Raw genomic sequence first — 20,520 nt, 5'->3', positions numbered from 1 at the left:
GGAACCTGACATGTCCGATACCAACGCAGCCGGCGGTTCCGGCCCCGAGATCATCAGTCCCGAACTGATCTCACTCGACACCGACCTGGGTACGACCAAGGAAGATGTCATTCGTTCTCTCGCAGCGCGATTGACTGCAGCGGGACGGGCGAGCGACGCCGCGGGGCTGGTCGCTGCCGCACTCGCTCGCGAAGCGCAGTCCGCGACCGGACTGCCGGGCGGAATCGCCATTCCCCACTGCCGCGCCGAGGCCGTCTCGTCCGCGTCCCTGGGATTTGCTCGACTCGATCCGAAGGTCGATTTCGGGGCACCCGACGGCCCCGCCGATCTGGTGTTCCTGATCGCGGCACCCGAAGGCGCCGGAGCCGAGCACATGAAGCTGCTCTCGTCCTTGGCCCGAGCGCTCGTCCGACCCGCGTTTGTCACGTCGCTTCGTGAGGCGTCGACGCCGGACGAGATCGTGCGACTGGTCGACGAGGTACTCAATCCCGCGCCGAAGGATGCTCCAGCAAAGGCTGCGGCAGCCACACCCACTCCTCCTGTTTCCACTGGGAAACACTCCACCGAGGAGGCCCCAACGCCCGCGGAGCGTCACATCGTCGCGGTCACCGCGTGCCCGACCGGAATCGCTCATACCTACATGGCTGCGGACTCACTCGTCGCCGCGGGTGAACGCGCCGGGGTCAAGGTTCACGTCGAAACGCAGGGCTCGAGCGGAAGCACCCCCCTTGACCCTTCGGTCATCGCCGGAGCCGCCGCGGTCATCTTCGCCACCGACGTCGGAGTGAAGGGCCGCGAACGGTTCGCCGGCAAACCCGTTGTCGCTTCCGGTGTGAAGCGGGCGATCAACGAGCCGGACAAGATGCTTGCAGAAGCGTTGCGCGCCTCCGAGAATCCCGCCGCCGCCACCGTGGACGGCACCGCCGCCGCGGCCGCGGATTCCGATGCCGGTTCCGTAGGGTTCGGCACCCACCTCCGTCAGGTCCTCCTGACCGGTGTCAGCTACATGATCCCGTTCGTCGCGGCCGGCGGTCTGCTGATCGCACTCGGCTTCCTGCTCGGCGGATACGAGATCTCCGGTCCTGCCAAGGACATCGTTCTCAACAACTCGATCACCAACCTTCCCGACGGTGGTCTGGCCACCTATCTCGGCGCAGTGCTGTTCCAGATCGGTTCGTTGGCATTCAGCTTCCTGGTGCCCGCGTTGGCCGGCTACATCGCCTTCGCTATCGCCGACCGGCCTGGCATCGCTCCCGGCTTCACAGCCGGCGCGGTCGCCGTGTTTGTCGGTGCCGGATTCATCGGCGGCCTGGTCGGTGGTCTCATCGCCGGCGTCGTCGCGCTCTACATCGGCCGGATCGCCGTCCCGCAGTGGCTGCGGGGCCTGATGCCGGTGGTGATCATTCCGCTGTTCGCGACGCTGGTTGTCGGAGCACTGATGTTCATCGTCCTCGGTCGTCCGCTCGCCGCGATCACCTCCGGTCTCACCGACTGGCTCAACGGACTGTCCGGCAGCTCGGCCATCTTCCTCGGCATCATTCTCGGCCTGATGATGTGCTTCGACCTCGGCGGACCGGTCAACAAGGCGGCTTACGCCTTCGCTGTAGCCGGACTCAACGTCAACGACCCGGCCACTTTGCGCATCATGGCGGCAGTCATGGCTGCCGGTATGGTTCCGCCACTGGCCATGGCACTTGCCTCGACGGTGCTGCGTCCCAAGCTCTTCAGCGAAGCCGAACGTGAGAACGGAAAGGCTGCCTGGTTGCTGGGTTCGGCATTCATCTCCGAGGGCGCGATTCCGTTCGCCGCTGCCGACCCGCTTCGCGTGATCCCCTCGATGATGGCGGGCGGCGCCGTCACCGGTGCGCTGATCATGGCTTTCGACGTCACTCTCAGCGCCCCGCACGGCGGGATCTTCGTCTTCTTCGCAGTCGGCGGAATCGGCTGGTTCCTGGTCTCGCTCGCCGCGGGAACCGTGGTAGCTGCGCTCGCCGTCGTCGGAGCCAAGGAGTTCTTCCGCAAGGGTCCGTCCGATGCCGAACTCGACCCCGAAATCGTGCCCGCTGCGGCATGATCGACAGCAAGCAACACTGCAGTCACCACTGTTGTCACCAAATCCGCCCAAAGACCCCACAACGTCCGCACCGATAGATTCACAACGAGGAGATCCCATGCCCAGCAAGACAGTTGCCGTCGGTTCCGCAGTCGGCCTCCACGCCCGCCCCGCCGCTCTCATCGCCGAAGCAGTCGGAGCCTCCGGCGCCACGGTCACCCTCGCAGTCGCCGACGGCGAACCGGTGGATGCAGGTTCGGCACTGATGATCATGACGCTCGGAGCCGCCAAGGACACCGAAGTCACCATCGAGTCCGACGACGCCGACGCACTCGCCAAGGTCGCCGAACTGGTAGCCGCTGATCTCGACGCCTGACCTGATGTCAGTCGGTGCTGTGTAGCGGGCCGGACACTCTCACGGAGTCAGTGCGAGTGTCCGGCCCAGCCAGTCCATTTCGAGTTCCAGAGCAGTGCCCCACACATCACCCGAGTGCCCGCCGGGAAGGGTGTAGTAGTCCACGTTCATGTCGGCGGCGCGCGCGGCCTCGAACATGATCTCCTGCTGAGGGCGGTAGATGTCGTCGTCTTCACCCGCGACAAATACACCAGACAACTGCGGATACCGATTCTGCGCCATCAGGTCTCGGGCGTTGACCGCGTCGAAAGCGTCTTCGTCGCCGTTGAACATCGCAGCCACAGTGTCCTCGTGGTCACCGGTCGACGGTTCGTCCTGGCCGGAGAAGTCCAGGAACGACGGGTATCGGTCCGGGAAGTTCACGGCCATTTCGATCGCGCATGTCCCGCCGTACGAAAACCCACCGATAGCCCATTGCGCAGCGTCCGGATTCACTTGAAGGTTCGATTCGATCCAGTTCGGGACGTCCTGGTCCAGATACGTCGCGACGTTGCCGAGCGCCGAATCCATGCAGCCGGGGTTGGCGTCGTAGTCCCCCAACGCGTCGGGCACCACCACCACGGGAGCAAGCCCGGAATGCCTCGATGCATAGGCGTCGACGGTGGTCGCGAGACGGCCACTGTCCAGCCAGTCACTGGGGCTGCCGGGCTCACCCGCCACCAACACCAGGACGGGCAACTCCGCACGTGGATCGGCAAGATAGGCCGGCGGGAGATACAACGTCGCCGGCCTCGCGTCGAAACCCGAGATGTTTCCCGGAATCGACGCTTCCGTCACGACGCCGTTGCTCGGCATCCGCACCGGAACCTCCCAATGAGTTTCGGTGGGAAGTCCCCGTTGTAGCCGAGGTTCGGCCCCGGGGAGCGAATCGAAAGCAACGTGCTCGACCGAGCCGACCGGCCAGTGCCCGACCAGTGATCCGAGCGTGGGGTAAGTGCCGGTCTGGGCATTGACCTGACCCACCGCGACGATCGCGGCCAGACCGGCCAACACCGTCACCGAAAGGCCGCGGGCCAGTCCTGGACGCCGAAGGAGAACAAGCGCCGCGCCGATGACTCCGAATATCGCCAACGCTATCCACACAAAACTCGACAGGGGTAGCTGCGCGGGCAACGGTCGATAACTGAGCCACACGAACATCGCGCCGCCGGCGGACCCGACCACTGACAAGCCCAGTGCGACAAGCACGGCCCGACGCGGCAACCAACGGAGCAAAAGCAGCGCGCCGACGCCGACGAGGACGGAACCAACGAGCAGCGCTGCGGTGATGTGTCCGTGCTCGAGTGACATACGCGAGAGCCGCGTCAGGAGTTGATGCCCGTGCATTCGTTCCAGTATCCACATCCACCGGCAGTCTGCGAATTCGTGGAATTGGTGGGAATCAGCGGCGTCGTCGAGATCTCACGAACGCCACACCTCCGAGCGCGCATCCTGCCGCGACCAATCCGGCCCACACGAATGTCCATGGATCGACCCCGACGCCGACCGAATCGCCAGAAGAGACTGCCGTCGATTCGGTCGCTTCCACGAGCGCGCGCATCACGTGAACCGGCGGCAAAGCTCCACCCGCAGATTCCGATCCGATCAGAACATCGCCCGCGTCGTTGAACGCCACGGCCTCGCCCTGAGGCTCCGTCGGGAGCGGGATCCGCAACGGTTCGGTATCGGTGAGCGTCGCGCCGATTCCGCCGTCCACGACCTCGTACAGGTACAGATCGGAGTAACTCCGAAGCGCGATCGCCGAACCGTCCGACGACACCGCTCCCCCGGTGAACATCACCGACACGGGCTTCTCCGGTCCGAGAGATACGGCTCCGACGCGCTCGAGCGGCGTCGGGCCGGGTTGCGCCAAGTCACTCAGTTTCTGATCCCCGACGGGTGTGTAGACACTGCTGGAGCCGAACAATTCCTTGGTCACGACAAACACATGGCCATCAGGGTCGAGCAGAATCGATTCGGTGTCGTGCGCGCCGTCCGGGTACGTGAGGCGGTGCAACGTACCGTCACCGGAATCGAGGTCCATCGTGATGAACGCCACCGTGTCGCGGGTTCGGAGGTTGTCGCCGGTATCCGACAGAACGAGCGTTCGACCACTCACCGCAAGATCTTCGACGTCGTATGGATCGATCGGAACCGGAATCTGTTTCTGGACAACACAGTTCAGGTCCATTTCGAATACGAAGTCGTCACTGCCGCCGTCACCCATCGCGTAGATCCGATCGTCGACGACGACCATCCCCGACAACTCCTGGAGCGCAGGATCGGTAGGTGTACAGAGTGGGGCGAACTCGCTCGGCTCGAACGACGACGCCTGTGCGAGCGCTCCGGGAAGCAGTGCGGTTGCCGTAGTCGCAGCAAGCACCGCGACCACGACCCCGAAACTACGCACTAGGTGCGTACTCCACCAATGCCGAGGCCAACATCTGTGGCACGCGTGCGTGCACCCGCGTTCCCGCCTCTTCGTGAGTCGATTCCAAAATCGTTCCGTCCGAGTGGATTCGAGCCATCAGATCACCGCGCGTGTACGGCACCAGCACGTCGACCTCGACCTCCGGCCGAACCAGCACCTCGCTGAGATGTGCTCGTAGTTCAGCGATTCCTTCACCGGTCCGCGCCGAGACGAACACGGCACCAGGCAACAGACCACGTAGTTGCGTCAAGGTAACCGGATCTGCCGCGTCGATCTTGTTGACCACGATCAACTCCGGCGGAGCCTTCGAATCCGTCTCGCGCAGAACATCGGTGACGACTTCCCGCACAGCCTTGATCTGTTCTGTCGGCAACGGATCCGAACCGTCGACGACGTGCAGAAGCAGATCCGCGTCGGTCACTTCCTCGAGAGTCGACCGGAATGCCTCGACCAACTGAGTCGGAAGGTGTCGCACGAAGCCGACCGTGTCGGTGAGTACGTACTCGCGGCCGTCGTCGAGTGCGGCGCGGCGAGTTGTCGGGTCCAAGGTGGCGAACAACGCGTTCTCCACGAGCACACCGGATCCGGTGAGCGAATTGAGCAGACTCGATTTGCCCGCGTTCGTGTATCCGACGATGGCGATCGACGGGATGTCGCTCTGCAGTCGACGTGTGCGCTTGGTGTCGCGGGCGGCCTTCATGCCCTTGATCTCGCGGCGCAGTTTTGCCATGCGCTCACGAATACGGCGACGGTCCGTCTCGATTTTCGTCTCACCGGGACCACGCAGGCCCACACCGCCGTTACTGCCGGCACGGCCACCGGCCTGGCGCGACATCGACTCGCCCCAACCACGCAGACGCGGGAGCATGTACTCCATCTGAGCGAAAGCCACCTGGGCTTTACCCTCACGAGACGTGGCGTGCTGAGCAAAGATGTCGAGAATCAGAGCCGTCCGGTCGATGACCTTGACCTTGACGATCTTCTCCAGCGCCGTGAGCTGCGCCGGCGTCAGCTCACCGTCGCAGACGACGGTGTCGGCGCCGGTCGCCAGGACTACTTCGCGCAGTTCCTGGGCCTTGCCGGAACCGATGTAGGTGGCAGCGTCGGGTTTGTCGCGGCGCTGAACCAGTCCTTCGAGGACCTCGGAGCCCGCCGTCTCGGCCAGTGCGGCCAGCTCGGTCATGCTCGCCTCGGCCTGCTCGGCAGTTCCCTGCGTCCAGACACCGACCAGGACAACTCTTTCGAGTCGAAGCTGGCGGTACTCGACTTCGGTGACGTCCTCGAGCTCGGTCGACAGACCAGCCACGCGGCGCAGGGCGCCGCGATCTGCGAGTTGCATCTCACCGGTCGACGGGTTGCCCGATGCGGACGCTGCCGTGTATTCGGCTTGCGCGTACTCGGACTGCTCGTGAGCGGTGGACTCTTCGTTTTCATGTGTGTTCGTCATACAAGATCCATGGTCCCACGAAACCTGGCCACGGTGCATCCGTATTTCCTGCAGGCGTATTTCCCGCGGGCGATATCACACGAGCGATTGCCACCAGGCATCGCTGATCGTCCCGTTCGCCACCAGAACCGAGGGCCCCCGCAACGACCCTTCGCCGCCTTCGACGGTGACCTGCACTTCGCCACCGAGCACGCGCACCAGCACCGAGCCTTCGTCGCGGCCGTCGAACTTCAGCGCCGCGGCCGCAGCTGCGACCGTTCCGGTTCCGCAGGAACGAGTCTCGCCCACACCACGCTCGTGTACGCGCATGTGGACCCCACCGTCGTGGATCGGCGTCACGATCTCGATGTTGACCCCGTGCGGGAAGAACCCGGGATCGAAGCCCGGGGAAACACTCAAATCGAGCGCACTCAAAACTTCTGCCGTCACGTGCTCGTCGACACACGCCAAATGCGGATTGCCGACGTCGATGCCGACGCCGGCGAAGACGCGGCCGTCGATTGTTGCCGAACTGGTGCCGAGGTCCTTGATCGGGCCCATCGCCACGGTCACGTCACCATGTGTGGCGTCGTAGCCGTGCACCACGACCGGACGCGCTCCGGCACGACTGCCGACCACGAACTCGTCCTTGCTCTCCAAGCCCGAGGCCTTGAGATAGTGGGCGAATACGCGAACTCCGTTTCCGCACATCTCCGCGATGGAGCCGTCGCTGTTGCGGTAGTCCATGAACCAGTCTTCGGCAGCGACGCCGTCTGGCAGCGCAGCGAGCACGCCCGCGTCCGCAAGTGCGCCTGCCCGGGCGACACGAAGGATGCCGTCGGCGCCGAGGCCACGCTGACGATCACACAACGCTGAAACTCGCGCCGGCTCGAGATCGACCCGAACGTCGAGGTCAGGGAGAACAACGAAGTCGTTCTGCGTGCCGTGGCCCTTACTGAAATCCATGGTCGCCATCCTATCCGGACCTACCGACCGACTCACGCAGGTGACGCGGTGACCACGACGTTCTGTTCGTACGTGAAGCCGGACGGCAACGAGGGGTCGGGCACGGTTGCGCCGCCGCAGGTCACGAGGACCAGCCTGGGCGCACCCGTTTCGGAAAAGAACTCGGCCGGCAAAGCCACCTTTTCGTACAGCTTCAGGCTCGCTGCGTGATAGGTGAACATCGTTCCGGTGTCGTCGCTCACGTAGATCGGTGTTCCGGGCTTCATCTGGTGCAGCGCCCACAAGGCGCCGTGCGTGCGATCACCGTCGTCGACGTGGCCGGCAACAAGATTGGTGCCCTCCGAAGATCCGAACTGCACACCGTTGGTGAAATGCGAAACCTTGTCAGGATGCGGAAGGATCATTCCGCGGTTGGCGCCGAACCCACTGGTCACGATGTCGGCTCGCACATCGAGATCGGGAATCGCGAGCGTGTTCGGCGGCAGATCCGTTGGCGCAGGCGCCCAACTCGCCCCTGGATCGGTTGGAGCTCCCACGTCGAAGGGTGCTTCGGGAACAGGTGCGCTGATGGGCTTCCCGGCCGCACTCACCGCAAAATAGACGAGCACCCCGCCGACCGCGAGAAATGTGACGAGCAGTAGGAGAAGCGGCAGCCGACCCGCGCGTCGGCCTCTCGGTCGCGCGTGTGTCCCGGTCTGCGCCATGTTCGTTGTCCTCCAGTCCGTCGATCGCGAAACGAATGGATCACGAAAGAGCTAACTGTAAGATAGCTGATCGGGGCGATCGTGTTACAGGCCGCGATATGCAAGGGCAGCGAAGGCTGAGCGAGCCAGCTCCGGATCGGCACCGTCGAGCCAGTGCACGCGTGCGTCACGACGGAACCATGATCGTTGGCGGCGAACGTAGCGCCGCGTCCCGATGAACGTCCGTTCGAGTGCTTCGGCCAGATCGTATTCACCGTCGAAATGTGCGAGCACCTGTGCGTAGCCGATGGCTCGCGGCGCTGTGACGCCCTCACGCAATCCTTGCTCGACGAGTACGGCGACTTCGTCGACAAGTCCGCCTGAAAACATCAGCTCGGTTCGCAACCGAATCCGTGCGTCGAGTTCTTCCGTATCCCGATCCACGCCGAGAATGCGGGTTCCCCATCGAGGGGCACCGATCTGCGGAGCTGAGGCCGCGAACGGCAGACCTGTCAGCTCGACGACCTCGAGCGCCCTCACCATCCGCCGACCGTCCGTCGGCAGTATCGACGCCGCCGCTACCGGATCAGCAGCAACAAGCGCCGCATGCACCGCACCGACCCCACCGTCGGCCAGCACTGCCTCCCACTTCGCACGAACCTCGGGATCCGTTGCCGGAAAGGACCATTCGTCGAGTAGAGACTGGACGTACATCATGGATCCGCCGACGATCACCGGAACCTTGCCCGCCGCGATCAGATTCTCGGCGATCGCGATCGCGTCGCTTTGATAACGCGCGACGGTGGCGGTCTCCTTCACGTCGAGAACGTCGAGCAGGTGATGCGGAATCCCGCGACGCTCGGCCGGCGTCAGTTTGGCGGTCCCGATATCCATGCCGCGATAGAGCTGCATCGCGTCGATGTTGATGATCTCACCGCCGAATTCCTCGGCCAGCGCCAACGCGAGATCGGACTTTCCCGACGCGGTCGGACCGACAACTGCGATCGGGCGAAGTTCTTCAGGGACGTTCACGGCCGCCACGTCCCGACGTGGTAAGCGACGCCGAACGGCGCGTCGCTGTAGTCGACCACCGAACGTGTCGTGGTTGACCGAGACGAGTTCATGAAGACACCGGCCAGGACCTGCCACGCCGCACGCCCCTGGGCTCCGACACTCCGGCAGAGCTGCGGATCGAGAGCAAGAAGCGCCTCCGGGTCACCGGCGGTCAGGGCATCGTCGATGGCTGATTGCACGCCAGCGGCGCGCTCGTCGAAGCTTCCGGGCGCCTTTGCCGTCAGCGTGGACGCACCGTCAGCCACGATCAGAAGCCCTTGCGGTCGGTTGTCGCTGTCGAGTTGCTTGCGCAGCTGCTGCCCGAATTCACGACATTCATTCACCGACGCCTTTGCACTGACGACGTGCATGTCGACGGTGATCTCCACGTCCGCTCGGGCACGCAGCCAGCCGGCAACAAGGGCGCACAGTTCGAGAGATGGCATCGGTTCACCTGCCGCATCCGCGTCCAGGGACGTCCGGACATCGGCGCCGAATCCCGCGAAAGTACCGATCTGCCCACGTCCGACGCCCGATCGCCAGAGTTCGCCTGCTGCATTCTTGGGTCCTGCATTCTCGGGGCCGACACCGACGCCCACCCAGTGAACCGCCTCGTGAGAGAGCCGGCGCACGGCGGCTATCGCTGTAGCGCGCACCTGAGCGGACTCGGTCGAATCACCGGACAATTCCGGCACGAGTAACGGCGCCGAGGGGACGAGAACAGCGGAAGTCAACACAGTTGCCACGCTAGTCGACCCCGAGGTGGCGACCTCACACCCTCTTACCTGATTCAATAGTCGGAGAACGTGAGTACCGGGTTCAATGGAACCAGGAATGCGATCAGGCAGCCGTGACGCGCGGCAGAGACGAGGACCGATGACCGAGAACAGTGAACCCACCACCGGCGCCGACAGCAGTTCGGCCAGCCCGAGCCCGGCAGCACCCAAACCCGGTGCTCCCAAACCTGGTGGACCACGCCCCGGTGCGCCCCGCCCCGGAGCACCTCGCCCCGGCCCGGCAGCCTCGCATGCCGTCACCGCCGCGCCGGCCAGCGACCCGAGCAAGTTCGGCCGCGTCGAGGAAGACGGAACCGCCTGGGTGAAGACCGCTGACGGTGAACGCCAGATCGGTTCGTGGCAGGCCGGGGACGCCACCGAGGGCCTCGCCCATTTCGGTCGTCGCTACGACGACCTCGCGACCGAGGTCTCGCTACTCGAGGCTCGTCTGACGTCGGGCGCCGGAGACGCCAAGAAGACCAAGGCTGCCGCCATCGCTCTGTCCGAATCCCTCTCCACCGCTGCCGTGATCGGTGACCTCGACGCTTTGGCCCGCCGACTCGACGTGATCGTTGCCGGGTCCGACGAGGCCGCAGCGCACGCGAAGGAAGAGAAGGAACAGTCTCGCGCCGCGAGCACCGCCCGCAAGGAGGCCCTCGCAGTCGAGGCCGAACAGATCGGTTCGGAGTCGACCCAGTGGAAGACCGCGGGTGATCGACTGCGCGAGATTCTCGACGAGTGGAAGACAATTCGCGGAATCGACCGCAAGGTCGACGACGCACTGTGGAAGCGGTACTCCAAGGCTCGCGAGTCCTTCAACCGACGGCGTGGAGCGCATTTCGCCGAACTCGATCGTGATCGTGCGAGCGCCCGTTCGACGAAGGAAGAACTGGTCGAGCGCGCCGAGAAGCTGTCGACCTCCACTGAATGGGGACAGACCGCTGGAGAATTCCGCGATCTGCTCAGCGAGTGGAAGGCTGCCGGCCGCGCACCGCGCGAGGCCGACGACAACCTGTGGAAGCGCTTCAAGGGCGCTCAGGACGTGTTCTTCGCCGCACGCAACGCTGCTGCATCCGAGCGCGACGCCGAATTCGAGCAGAACGCAGTCGCGAAGGAAGAGCTGCTCGCTGCGAACGCGAACATCGATCCGGCGCACGGACTCGAGAATGCTCGTGCAGCGCTGCGCGACCTGCAGGAGAAGTGGGACGCGATCGGCAAGGTGCCGCGCGACCGGATGCAGGAACTCGAAGCGAAGCTCCGGGCCATCGAAACCAAGGTGCGCGACGCCGTCGACGCCGAGTGGCGTCGTACTGATCCGGAAGCACTTGCCCGGGTCGCGCAGTTCAAGGAGCGGGTGAGCCAGTTCGAGGAGCAGGCCGCCAAGGCTCAGGCTGCCGGCAAGACGAAGGACGCCGAGAAGGCTCTCGCTCAGGCAAAGCAGTGGCGTGAGTGGGCCGAAGCAGCCGAGAGCGCTGTCAGCGAGTAGCAGACGACAAACGAGTACGACTACAACGCCGGCTGACTCCGAAAGGAGTCAGCCGGCGTTGTAGTGCGCTATTGGCTAAGAGAACTTCCGTGTCAGCCGACGTTCCATTCCTGATGCTTCTCGGCTTCAGCCGCAGCGATCCGGCGTTGCTCCTCGGCGGCGAGCTGAATGTTGGTTCGCGTCCAGACCACCTTGAGCCAATGGAACGTCAAGAACACGACGGCAAACCATCCGATGACCAGCCCGATCGACGGTCCTGCCACGTTGAATCCGGCGGGAATGGTCTGACGTGACCAGACGGCCATCATTCCCAGCGCACTCGCCACGGCACTACCGGCCAGCGCGACCCACGCCAGACTCCAGCGCCGCGTCACGAGTGCGAGCATCGAGAATCCGATGCCGAAGATGACAACGAACCACACGAACAAGCGTGAGAACAGTGCAATCCGTTCACTTTCCGCGTCCTGGTTGTACGCGAGCACATCCCAGCCGTTCGCAACTCCCGCATGGGGCAGTGCAAGGGTGCCGACCAGCACGAGCACCGCAACCGCGACAACCATGGCGCGCGCACCCGGATCGATTTCCCCCGCGACCTTGCGTTCCGCGTCGTCGAGGTCCTTGCGGTAGCCCTCGAAGGCGTCGTCGCCCGGCTGAGGTGTCTTGTTCTCGTGTTGCGAGGTCATGCGTTGCATCCCATCTGGACGGGTTGTGGGGCTGGGGCACCGATCTTCGGTAGTCCGAGACCTACGCCGATGGGCGGGGTCTTGGGTGTGATGCCCTTTTCGAACGAATCACCGGCGCGGGTCCGACGGTGTGTGAGCACTCCGTCATCTGCCACGAGGTGATGGGGGGCTCCGTGGGTGACGACGACCGTCACCACATCGCCGGGTCGGATTGTGCCGTCGAGGTTTCCCTCGGGTCGGAAATGCACCAGGCGGCCGTCTCGCGCGCGACCGCTGAGACGGTGAGTCGCTGCGTTCTTGCGGCCCTCACCCGCAGCCACCAGCAGTTCTACCTCGGTGCCGACGAGTTTGCGATTTTCCTCGATGTTCACTTCTTCCTGAACCGCGAGCAATCGCATGTAGCGTTCCTGGACAACCTCTTTGGGGAGTTGATCGGCCATCTCCGCAGCCGGCGTGCCCGGGCGCTTGGAGTACTGGAAGGTGTAGGCGTTGGAGAATCGCGCCTTACGCACGACGTCCAGCGTCTCCTCGAAATCCTCTTCCGTCTCCCCCGGGAACCCGACGATGATGTCCGTGGTGATGGCGGCGTGCGGCATTGCGGCGCGCACCTTCTCGATGATCCCGAGGTACTTCGACTTGCGGTACGAGCGCTTCATCGCCTTGAGAACCTTGTCCGAACCGGACTGCAACGGCATGTGCAACTGCGGGCAGACGTTGGGAGTGGTTGCCATCGCTTCGATGACATCATCGGTGAACTCTGCCGGGTGCGGCGATGTGAACCTGACCCGTTCGAGGCCGTCTATGTGTCCACATGCCTTCAAGAGGGAAGCGAAGGCTCCGCGATCGCGCGGTTGTTCCGGATCGGCGAACGACACGCCGTAGGCGTTGACGTTCTGTCCGAGCAGGGTCACTTCCGAGACACCCTCGTCGACGAGTGCCTGCACCTCGGCCAGAATGTCGCCGGGACGTCGATCCACTTCCTTGCCACGCAAAGCTGGAACGATGCAGAACGTGCACGTGTTGTTGCAGCCCACCGAGATGGAAACCCAACCTGCATAAGCAGATTCGCGCTTGGCTGGCAGCGTCGACGGAAACGCCTCGAGTGCGTCGAGGATTTCGACCTCGGCGCGCTGATTGTGACGCGCGCGGTCGAGCAGCGCGGGAAGCGAGCCGATGTTGTGAGTGCCGAAGACGACATCGACGAACGGCGCCTTCTTGACGACGGTGTCACGATCCTTCTGCGCCAGGCACCCACCGACCGCGATCTGCATGTCGGGGTTCGCCTCCTTGTTCGGGGCGAGCTGGCTGAGGTTGCCGTACAACTTGTTGTCCGCGTTCTCGCGGACCGCACACGTATTGAAGACGACAAGATCAGGATCGGTTCCGGTCTCCGCCTTCGAATACCCGGCGTCCTCGAGCAGACCGGACAGTCGCTCGGAATCGTGGACGTTCATCTGACAGCCGTACGTCCGCACCTCGTAAGTGCGAACAGGCGTAGCAGTTGCCTCCGGAACTGCAGTCGGCTCCGGAAGTGCAGGGGACATTTCGTCGATCAGTGACACGCTTCAGCCTAGCTCACGTCCACTACGACGTGTAATAACGCCCTGATAAACAGCCGAAACGCGACATAAACGTCGTCACAGTAAAATTTCCATTACATATGGCAAGAACCATGGCGAAATCACGGGCGTCGACGCAAACTACGCCTAAGGTTCTCGTTTATGACCCAAGCCGACGATGCGACGACGCCGACCACCTCCGGCGATTCCACATCCATGATTTCGATGACCTCGGTGAACAAACACTTCGGGGAACTTCACGTCCTGCAAGAGGTCAATCTCGAGGTACCCAAGGGCCAAGTGGTGATCGTCCTCGGTCCGTCGGGCTCCGGTAAGTCGACTCTGTGCCGCACCATCAATCGCCTCGAACCCATCGACTCCGGCACCATCGCCGTCGACGGAAAGACGCTCCCCGAAGAGGGCAAAGCACTTGCCGCACTTCGTGCCGACGTCGGGATGGTCTTTCAGTCTTTCAACCTGTTCGCGCACAAGACGATCCTCGAGAACGTCATGCTCGCACCGATGAAGGTCCGCAAGGCAAAAAAGGACGAAGCCAAGAAGACCGCGCAGGCGTTGCTCGAACGTGTCGGTATCGCCAATCAGGCCGACAAGTACCCGGCGCAGCTTTCCGGCGGTCAGCAACAGCGTGTCGCCATTGCTCGCGCTCTCGCGATGCAGCCGAAGGTGATGTTGTTCGACGAGCCCACCTCCGCTCTCGACCCCGAGATGGTCAACGAAGTCCTCGACGTCATGACCTCCCTCGCGAAGGAAGGCATGACCATGCTCGTGGTCACGCACGAGATGGGCTTCGCGCGCAAAGCCGGCGATCGTGTGCTGTTCATGGCTGACGGCCAGGTCGTCGAAGACACCACGCCCGAAGAGTTCTTCACCCATCCCAAGTCGGATCGGGCCAAGGACTTCCTCGGCAAGATCCTCACGCACTGATTACAGTCTCCCCTCCGACAGTCCTGTCCTCGTCCACAAGACAACTTGCTCGACTGCACCGTTCACCTCGGCTGCACCGTTCATCTCGACTGCACTGTTCGTGTGTCGACAACTGAGAGGATCTTCATGAAGATCAATCGTTCCGTCCGTTTCGGAATCGGAATCATGGCCATCGCGTTCGCTGCCACGGCCTGTGGCGGCGGCGAGGAGAACAAGTCGATCACCGAGAGCGCTTCCGACGGCACTCTCACCGTCGGCATCAAGTTCGATCAGCCCGGCCTCGGTCAGCGCAACCCTGACGGCACCTTCTCCGGCTTCGACGTCGAGGTAGCCCGTTACATCGCAAACGAACTCGGCGTGAAGCCCGAAGGCATCACCTTCAAGGAATCTCCGTCAGCCCAGCGCGAGACCCTGATCCAGAACGGCGAGGTCGACTACATCGTCGCGACATACTCGATCACCGACACGCGCAAGGAAAAGGTCAGCTTCGGCGGCCCGTACTTCATCGCAGGCCAGTCGCTGCTCGTTCGCTCCGACAACACCGACATCACCGGCCCCGATTCCCTGACCGGCGGCAAGAAGCTCTGCTCGGTGTCGGGTTCGACTCCGGCGCAGAACATCCAGGACAACTACGCCAAGGACGTCCAGCTCCAGCCGCTCGACACCTACTCCGCTTGTGTCGAGGCTCTGCGCAACGGCGCTGTCGACGCTGTCACCACCGACGACATCATCCTCGCCGGCTACGCTGCCCAGTACCCGGGCGAGCTGAAGGTCGTCGGAGAACCGTTCACGACCGAAAAGTACGGTGTCGGCCTGGCCAAGGACGATTCCGAGGGTCGCGGCAAGATCAACGATGCCATCGAGAAGATGATCTCCACCGGCGCGTGGGAAGAAGCCTTCAACAACACCGTTGGTGCTTCGGGCTACCCCATCCCGGCCCCGCCCACCGTTGATCGTTACTGACCTGCTTTTTTCACCGTCAATCTCGCTGCGGCTCCCCACTTCGGGAGCCGCAGCGCGTGACGCCACCAACGGAGATCCCGTGATCTGGGGAGACGGCAAGTGAACCTTCTGAGCAAGTACGGCGACCAGATTCTGGAAGCCTTCTGGACCACGATCCAGCTGACGTTCTTCTCCGCGATCGGCGCCGTCATCATCGGTGTCCTGATCGCGGCCATGCGCGTGTCACCGGTTCCGGTCGCCCGATTCCTGGGTACCGCGTACGTGACCGTGTTCCGCAACACCCCCCTGACACTGATTCTGCTGTTCTGTCTGTTCGGTCTGTCGCAGACGCTCGGAGTCAATCTCGCCAAGTCGGACTCACCGACGTTCTTGACAGACAACAACTTCCGACTCGCAGTACTCGGCCTCAGTGTCTATACCGCCGCGTTCGTGTGTGAGTCACTTCGATCGGGAATCAATACCGTTCCGGTCGGCCAGGCCGAAGCGGGCCGATCACTCGGTCTGTCGTTTGCACAAAATCTTCGGCTGATCGTCCTGCCTCAGGCATTTCGCGCGGTCACAGCACCGCTGGGTAGCGTGCTGATCGCACTGACCAAGAACTCGACCATCGCCGCGGTGATCGGCGTATCCGAAGCGTCAGCGCTGATGAAGAAGATGATCGAAAACGAAGCGGCGATCTTCGTCGTCGGTGGAATCTTCGCTGTCGGTTTCGTGATCCTGACACTTCCCATGGGCTTGATCTTCGGCAAGCTGAGCAAGCGATTCGAGGTTTCACGATGAGCAACCGCGCAACAGTCCTCTACGACGCGCCAGGCCCCAGAGCGCGAAATCTCTACCGATTCGCATCCCTTGTCGTCGCTGCACTCATGGTCGCAATCGGTTACGTCATCTACCGCGCACTCGACGAAAAGGGCCAGCTGACAGCAGCGAAGTGGGATCCGTTCCTCGAATCCACGTCGTGGACAACGTATCTGATACCCGGCATCCGGGGAACGCTGATCGCGGCTGCGATGTCCATCGTCTTCGCGCTCATCCTCGGTTCTGCCCTGGGTATCGGCCGACTCTCCGAGCACAACATCATTCGGAAGATTTGTGGCGTCATCGTCGAATTGTTCCGAGCAGTACCGGTTCTGATTCTGATGATCTTCTCGTATCAGGTGTTCGCCGAATACGAGGTCTTCAAGTCCAAGTACCTCGCACTCGCGGCAGTCGTCGTGGGTCTGACTCTGTACAACGGGTCAGTGATCGCCGAGATCGTCCGTGCCGGAATCAACTCACTCCCACGAGGGCAAAGTGAGGCCGCCAAGGCACTGGGCATGCGCAAGACGCAGATCATGGTGACGATCCTGCTCCCCCAGGCGGTTACCGCCATGCTCCCGGCACTGATTTCACAGATGGTCGTGGCGTTGAAGGACTCCGCCCTCGGTTACCTGATCGGGTATGTCGAGCTGGTGCGTCAGGCCCAACAACTCGGCACCTTCTACGGAAACTTCCTGCCGGCGCTCATCGTGGTCGCCGCGATTATGATCGCTCTCAACTCGGCTCTGACCTTCCTGGCAACCAAGGTGGAGAAGCGCCTGCGTTCCGGAAAGCGAAAGGGTAAGGGCCCCATCGCGGCTCCGTCCGCCGACCCAGCCGTTTCGGTTCCGGGCATGGACCTGACCAAGCCGTGAATCAGATGGAGCCGTGAGTCGAATCCAGCCGCGTTAGCGCGAATACACAACAGGGCGGGGGTACCACCGAATTTCGGTGGTACCCCCGCCCTGTTGCTCTGAATGCTGCACTTCGCTACGAGTCGGTGACCGCCGCCATCTCGGCTTTGACCACCTCGTACGACATCCCAGCTGAATATCCCTTGCGTGCCAGCATCGAGACCAGTCGACGCGTGACCTTGTCACGATCATCGACGGGCTTGTTCTTCAGCTTCCGCCGAACCAGCTCCGCTGCTCGCTCGCGCTCATCTTCCGGATCGATCTGCGACAACGCTTCGGAAGCGACGTCCTGGTCGATTCCTTTGAGCCGCAACTCGACTGCAAGCGCACGCTTTCCCTTGCCCGAGTACGTATGCCGCGAATGAACCCATTGGTTCGCGAAGTCCGCGTCGTCGATCAACCCGATTTCCTGGAGTCGATCGAGGACCTTGGTAATGATCTCGGGTTCGAAGCCGCGTCCGCTCAGCTTGGTTTCCAGTTCGGAGCAGCTGCGCGCCCGGTCGGTCAGAAGGCGCAGGCAAGCATCTTTGGCCTGCGCCTCTGTCCCACCTTCTGCGCGTTGCGACGGCTTCTCGGATCGTTGACGGGATCGACGCCGAGGAGCGCCGTACTCTTCACGAGCATTCTCGCCGTTGTCACCGTCGTCGAAGCTCATGACTGAACTCAGAAGTCGGCGGGAGCTTCGTCGGTTGCAGTGACGTCAGCACCGATACCGAGCTTTTCCTTGATCTTCTTCTCGATCTCGTCACGGATATCGGTGTTCTCCAGCAAGAACTTACGAGCATTTTCCTTGCCCTGACCCAACTGGTCACCTTCGTAGGTGTACCAGGAGCCGGACTTGCGGATGAACCCGTGCTCGACACCCATATCGATGAGCGAGCCTTCCTTGCTGATGCCCTGGCCGTAGAGAATATCGAACTCGGCCTGCTTGAACGGCGGCGCGACCTTGTTCTTGACGACCTTGACTCGAGTGCGGTTACCGACTGCGTCGGTACCGTCCTTGAGAGTTTCGATACGACGGATGTCGAGGCGGACCGAAGCGTAGAACTTCAGTGCCTTACCACCGGTGGTGGTTTCGGGAGAACCGAACATCACGCCGATCTTCTCGCGAAGCTGGTTGATGAAGATGACGGTGGTGCCCGAGTTGTTCATGGCACCGGTGATCTTGCGCAGTGCCTGGCTCATCAGTCGAGCCTGCAAACCGACGTGGCTGTCACCCATCTCGCCTTCGATCTCGGCGCGAGGAACAAGAGCGGCCACGGAGTCGATCACGACGATGTCGAGGGCGCCCGAACGGATCAGCATGTCGGTGATTTCGAGAGCCTGCTCACCCGTATCGGGCTGCGAGACCAGGAGTGCATCGGTGTCGACGCCCAGCTTGGCTGCATAGTCGGGATCGAGTGCGTGCTCCGCGTCGATGAACGCCGCGATGCCGCCGTTGGCCTGAGCATTGGCAACTGCGTGCAGTGCCACGGTGGTCTTACCCGAAGATTCCGGGCCGTAGATCTCGATGACGCGGCCACGCGGCAGTCCGCCGATACCCAGCGCGACGTCGAGCGCGATGGAACCGGTGGGAATGACGGCGATGGGCTGGCGAACACCCTCACCCAGGCGCATCACCGAACCCTTGCCGAAGTTCTTGTCGATCTGCGCCAACGCGAGGTCGAGCGCCTTGTCCCGATCAGGTGCCTGTGGTGCCATCGTGATCCCCATCCTTGTTTCAGTCTTCAGTGCCTGCCTGAGCAGACTCCGTCTCTTCAGCGCCTGCCTGAGCCGACCCTGTTGGTGTGTTGCGATCAGAGTAGATCCGGCCACCGACAGACTTTTCGATCTTGCTTTCGCGCTTGTCGATCACTGTGCTTGTCGATCACCGAAAGTTCGCAGTTACGAAAGGAGCGTCACCACCGAACAGCTTCAGCATAGACGAACACGTGTTCGAACAGAAGATGGGAGACGTTCGACACGCCGAAAAAATCAGCGGCGGGCGGGTGGTACGTCGAACTCCACACAGAGCGCACGCCACACTTCGCGAGGCTCCCAACCTGCTTCGACGGCCTCCGCAGCAGTCATTCCGTCGAGACTCTGGAGTACATGGTCGATCAGCATCGAGTCGCCTCGTACCTGCCCGAACTCTTCGCGCACCATTTCATGAAATTCGGTCAACCGCACAGCCGCCACCGTAGTCCACAGAGCGGTGCATCTGCATTCAGGCGCAACATGCTCACGCCGTCACACCGCCGTTGACCACCTGTCGGCACACCGCCACCGGATCGGCGACCTGCGACGCAGTCGCGGCAGCAGACATCGCAGCTTCCGCGAATCGTTTGTCGGAGAGCAACTGCAGTACGGCATCGCGAATCGAGCGGGCATCTGCGGGCCGCACGATCACCGACGTCCCTGCCCGCGCAGCGCGATTGGCCAACTCCCACTGGTCCCCACCCCCGGGAACGACGACCGTCGGCACGCCGGCCAGCAAGGCCTTCGCCAACATGCCGTGCCCGCCGCCGCACACCAACACCGACGCGTCACGCAGCATCGCGTCCTGGCGTCCGAGACCTGCACGAACCCAATCGGGATGCTCGCCTTCGGCTCCGTCGAGCATCGACGCGATCAGCCGCACACCGGCGCCGCCGAGTCCTTCGACCGTGCCCTCGAACATTCCCACTGCGCCGGTGTGCGCCGTGGACGGCGCCACCATGACCAGCGGTTCGTCACCTGGCGGTGGGTCCAGAATCACCTCGGTCGGCTCCCAGAGAAGCGGGCCGACGACGTGGGCGTGCTCCGGCCAGTCGGGACGCGGCACTTCCAGTGCCGGAAGTGTTGCGATCAGGCGAGCATGCGGGCCTGGATCCAGGGCGGGTAGCCCGATGCCGACACGGGCCTGCGAGCGCTGCGCCAACCCTTGCTTGATCGAACGTCCTGTTGCGGCGCGCATCAGGGTGTCGCGAAGTCGACCACGAATTCCGATGCCGGGCGCGAGCCCACTGCCGATCGGCGGTAACCCCCGCGACGGTGAGTACAGCGGGTGAGGCGAAAGTTCCACCCAGGGGATGCCGAGTCGTTCGGCGGCCAATCCGCCTCCGGCAGTGAGGATGTCGGAGACGACGAGATCCGGGGAGACGGATTTCAGGTCGGGAAGCAGTTCGGTGGAAATATAGGCGGCGCGCGAATGAATCCGAGCGCCTGCATCAAGATCGTCGTCTCCCGGCCGCGGGGCCAAGCCCTTGAGAGGCTCGGCTTCCACGCCGGCCGCTCGCGCTGCCTCGACCCACCGGGTCCCCGTGTACAGAATCGGGTCGTCGCCGGCCTGGATCAACGCCAGCGACAACGCTATTGCGGGAAAAGCATGACCCGGGTCCGGCCCGGCAACAACGGCTACACGCACCGGAT

At 63.1% G+C, this 20,520-nt stretch carries 20 protein-coding genes; 7 read left to right on the top strand and 13 right to left on the bottom strand.

Going from position 1 to position 20,520, the window contains the following annotated elements:
* The first annotated feature begins 10 nt into the window (after nucleotides 1-10).
* A complete protein-coding gene (locus tag B0E55_RS22950; protein WP_021344069.1) occupies nucleotides 11-2,074 on the top strand; it encodes a PTS fructose transporter subunit IIABC in 2,064 nt (687 codons plus the stop codon).
* A 97-nt stretch (nucleotides 2,075-2,171) separates the two neighbouring features.
* Nucleotides 2,172-2,429, top strand: coding sequence for an HPr family phosphocarrier protein (locus B0E55_RS22945; protein WP_003942144.1), 258 nt, complete (start codon nucleotides 2,172-2,174; stop codon nucleotides 2,427-2,429).
* Between the two features lie 39 nt (nucleotides 2,430-2,468).
* Here the strand turns inward: B0E55_RS22945 and B0E55_RS22940 are convergent, their stop codons facing one another.
* The 7 genes from B0E55_RS22940 to B0E55_RS22910 form a co-directional block, all read right to left on the bottom strand.
* On the bottom strand, nucleotides 2,469-3,794 hold the full coding sequence (locus B0E55_RS22940) for an alpha/beta hydrolase (RefSeq protein WP_241896124.1): 1,326 nt from the start codon (nucleotides 3,792-3,794) through the stop codon (nucleotides 2,469-2,471).
* A 55-nt stretch (nucleotides 3,795-3,849) separates the two neighbouring features.
* Complete coding sequence (locus tag B0E55_RS22935) at nucleotides 3,850-4,857, bottom strand: hypothetical protein (protein ID WP_020907531.1); 1,008 nt, start codon at nucleotides 4,855-4,857, stop codon at nucleotides 3,850-3,852.
* The gene (hflX, locus tag B0E55_RS22930) at nucleotides 4,850-6,325 is read right to left on the bottom strand and encodes a GTPase HflX (protein ID WP_003942213.1); all 1,476 of its coding nucleotides are present in this window, start codon (nucleotides 6,323-6,325) and stop codon (nucleotides 4,850-4,852) included. The genes B0E55_RS22935 and hflX overlap by 8 nt, the downstream gene beginning before the upstream one ends.
* Nucleotides 6,326-6,400: 75 nt before the next feature.
* Nucleotides 6,401-7,270 carry a diaminopimelate epimerase gene (gene dapF / locus B0E55_RS22925; RefSeq protein WP_080910529.1) on the bottom strand — a complete coding sequence of 290 codons (870 nt, stop codon included), beginning with the start codon at nucleotides 7,268-7,270 and terminating at the stop codon, nucleotides 6,401-6,403.
* A gap of 32 nt (nucleotides 7,271-7,302) precedes the next feature.
* Nucleotides 7,303-7,974: a class F sortase gene (locus B0E55_RS22920; protein WP_020907529.1), complete on the bottom strand. Its 672-nt coding sequence runs from the start codon at nucleotides 7,972-7,974 to the stop codon at nucleotides 7,303-7,305.
* Nucleotides 7,975-8,058: 84 nt separating this feature from the next.
* Nucleotides 8,059-8,994, bottom strand: a complete 936-nt coding sequence (gene miaA / locus B0E55_RS22915; RefSeq protein WP_080910521.1) for a tRNA (adenosine(37)-N6)-dimethylallyltransferase MiaA — start codon at nucleotides 8,992-8,994, stop codon at nucleotides 8,059-8,061.
* Nucleotides 8,982-9,743 (bottom strand): class III extradiol dioxygenase subunit B-like domain-containing protein, encoded by a 762-nt coding sequence (locus B0E55_RS22910; RefSeq protein ID WP_080910520.1) that lies wholly within the window; start codon nucleotides 9,741-9,743, stop codon nucleotides 8,982-8,984. Before B0E55_RS22910 ends, miaA begins: the two co-directional genes overlap by 13 nt.
* Before the next feature lie 139 nt (nucleotides 9,744-9,882).
* Here B0E55_RS22910 and B0E55_RS22905 point away from each other — a divergent pair, with 139 nt between their 5' ends.
* Entirely contained in the window at nucleotides 9,883-11,268 is a 1,386-nt protein-coding gene (locus tag B0E55_RS22905; RefSeq protein WP_019748202.1) for a DUF349 domain-containing protein, read from the top strand.
* A gap of 92 nt (nucleotides 11,269-11,360) precedes the next feature.
* On the opposite strand, the gene B0E55_RS22900 is transcribed toward B0E55_RS22905, so the two are convergent.
* On the bottom strand, nucleotides 11,361-11,951 hold the full coding sequence (locus B0E55_RS22900; RefSeq protein WP_020907525.1) for an Rv2732c family membrane protein: 591 nt from the start codon (nucleotides 11,949-11,951) through the stop codon (nucleotides 11,361-11,363).
* Nucleotides 11,948-13,495, bottom strand: a complete 1,548-nt coding sequence (gene miaB / locus B0E55_RS22895; RefSeq protein WP_044480362.1) for a tRNA (N6-isopentenyl adenosine(37)-C2)-methylthiotransferase MiaB — start codon at nucleotides 13,493-13,495, stop codon at nucleotides 11,948-11,950. Before miaB ends, B0E55_RS22900 begins: the two co-directional genes overlap by 4 nt.
* A gap of 231 nt (nucleotides 13,496-13,726) precedes the next feature.
* Here miaB and gluA point away from each other — a divergent pair, with 231 nt between their 5' ends.
* The 4 genes from gluA to B0E55_RS22875 all read left to right on the top strand — a co-directional run bounded on the left by gluA (nucleotide 13,727) and on the right by B0E55_RS22875 (nucleotide 17,091).
* Nucleotides 13,727-14,455, top strand: coding sequence for a glutamate ABC transporter ATP-binding protein GluA (gene gluA / locus B0E55_RS22890; RefSeq protein WP_007735175.1), 729 nt, complete (start codon nucleotides 13,727-13,729; stop codon nucleotides 14,453-14,455).
* A 126-nt stretch (nucleotides 14,456-14,581) separates the two neighbouring features.
* Complete coding sequence (locus B0E55_RS22885) at nucleotides 14,582-15,418, top strand: glutamate ABC transporter substrate-binding protein (RefSeq protein ID WP_020907523.1); 837 nt, start codon at nucleotides 14,582-14,584, stop codon at nucleotides 15,416-15,418.
* Nucleotides 15,419-15,517: 99 nt separating this feature from the next.
* A complete protein-coding gene (locus B0E55_RS22880) occupies nucleotides 15,518-16,198 on the top strand; it encodes an amino acid ABC transporter permease (protein ID WP_019748198.1) in 681 nt (226 codons plus the stop codon).
* Nucleotides 16,195-17,091: an amino acid ABC transporter permease gene (locus tag B0E55_RS22875; RefSeq protein ID WP_007735172.1), complete on the top strand. Its 897-nt coding sequence runs from the start codon at nucleotides 16,195-16,197 to the stop codon at nucleotides 17,089-17,091. Before B0E55_RS22880 ends, B0E55_RS22875 begins: the two co-directional genes overlap by 4 nt.
* Nucleotides 17,092-17,206: 115 nt before the next feature.
* Here the strand turns inward: B0E55_RS22875 and recX are convergent, their stop codons facing one another.
* The 4 genes from recX to B0E55_RS22855 form a co-directional block, all read right to left on the bottom strand.
* Nucleotides 17,207-17,785, bottom strand: a complete 579-nt coding sequence (gene recX / locus B0E55_RS22870) for a recombination regulator RecX (RefSeq protein WP_021333600.1) — start codon at nucleotides 17,783-17,785, stop codon at nucleotides 17,207-17,209.
* Between the two features lie 8 nt (nucleotides 17,786-17,793).
* On the bottom strand, nucleotides 17,794-18,831 hold the full coding sequence (gene recA / locus B0E55_RS22865; RefSeq protein ID WP_007735170.1) for a recombinase RecA: 1,038 nt from the start codon (nucleotides 18,829-18,831) through the stop codon (nucleotides 17,794-17,796).
* Between the two features lie 273 nt (nucleotides 18,832-19,104).
* Entirely contained in the window at nucleotides 19,105-19,299 is a 195-nt protein-coding gene (locus tag B0E55_RS22860) for a DUF3046 domain-containing protein (RefSeq protein WP_003942185.1), read from the bottom strand.
* A gap of 52 nt (nucleotides 19,300-19,351) precedes the next feature.
* Nucleotides 19,352-20,515: a glycosyltransferase gene (locus tag B0E55_RS22855; protein WP_080910519.1), complete on the bottom strand. Its 1,164-nt coding sequence runs from the start codon at nucleotides 20,513-20,515 to the stop codon at nucleotides 19,352-19,354.
* Nucleotides 20,516-20,520: the final 5 nt, after the last annotated feature.

The sequence above is a fragment of the Rhodococcus sp. 66b genome, from assembly GCF_002076325.1.
GTDB lineage: Bacteria > Actinomycetota > Actinomycetes > Mycobacteriales > Mycobacteriaceae > Rhodococcus_F > Rhodococcus_F erythropolis.
This window is presented reverse-complemented; position numbering and strand designations above follow the sequence as displayed.

Bases quoted from the DNA above. Each gene is read 5' to 3' on its own strand.
- gluA (WP_007735175.1), top strand. From the start codon at position 13,727: ATGATTTCGATGACCTCGGTGAACAAACACTTCGGGGAACTTCACGTC.
- B0E55_RS22945 (WP_003942144.1), top strand. From the start codon at position 2,172: ATGCCCAGCAAGACAGTTGCCGTCGGTTCCGCAGTCGGCCTCCACGCC.
- miaB (WP_044480362.1), bottom strand. From the start codon at position 13,495: ATGTCCCCTGCACTTCCGGAGCCGACTGCAGTTCCGGAGGCAACTGCT.
- recA (WP_007735170.1), bottom strand. From the start codon at position 18,831: ATGGCACCACAGGCACCTGATCGGGACAAGGCGCTCGACCTCGCGTTG.
- B0E55_RS22940 (WP_241896124.1), bottom strand. From the start codon at position 3,794: ATGCACGGGCATCAACTCCTGACGCGGCTCTCGCGTATGTCACTCGAG.
- B0E55_RS22905 (WP_019748202.1), top strand. From the start codon at position 9,883: ATGACCGAGAACAGTGAACCCACCACCGGCGCCGACAGCAGTTCGGCC.
- B0E55_RS22950 (WP_021344069.1), top strand. From the start codon at position 11: ATGTCCGATACCAACGCAGCCGGCGGTTCCGGCCCCGAGATCATCAGT.
- B0E55_RS22885 (WP_020907523.1), top strand. From the start codon at position 14,582: ATGAAGATCAATCGTTCCGTCCGTTTCGGAATCGGAATCATGGCCATC.
- B0E55_RS22900 (WP_020907525.1), bottom strand. From the start codon at position 11,951: ATGACCTCGCAACACGAGAACAAGACACCTCAGCCGGGCGACGACGCC.
- recX (WP_021333600.1), bottom strand. From the start codon at position 17,785: ATGAGCTTCGACGACGGTGACAACGGCGAGAATGCTCGTGAAGAGTAC.
- dapF (WP_080910529.1), bottom strand. From the start codon at position 7,270: ATGGATTTCAGTAAGGGCCACGGCACGCAGAACGACTTCGTTGTTCTC.
- B0E55_RS22920 (WP_020907529.1), bottom strand. From the start codon at position 7,974: ATGGCGCAGACCGGGACACACGCGCGACCGAGAGGCCGACGCGCGGGT.
- B0E55_RS22875 (WP_007735172.1), top strand. From the start codon at position 16,195: ATGAGCAACCGCGCAACAGTCCTCTACGACGCGCCAGGCCCCAGAGCG.
- hflX (WP_003942213.1), bottom strand. From the start codon at position 6,325: ATGACGAACACACATGAAAACGAAGAGTCCACCGCTCACGAGCAGTCC.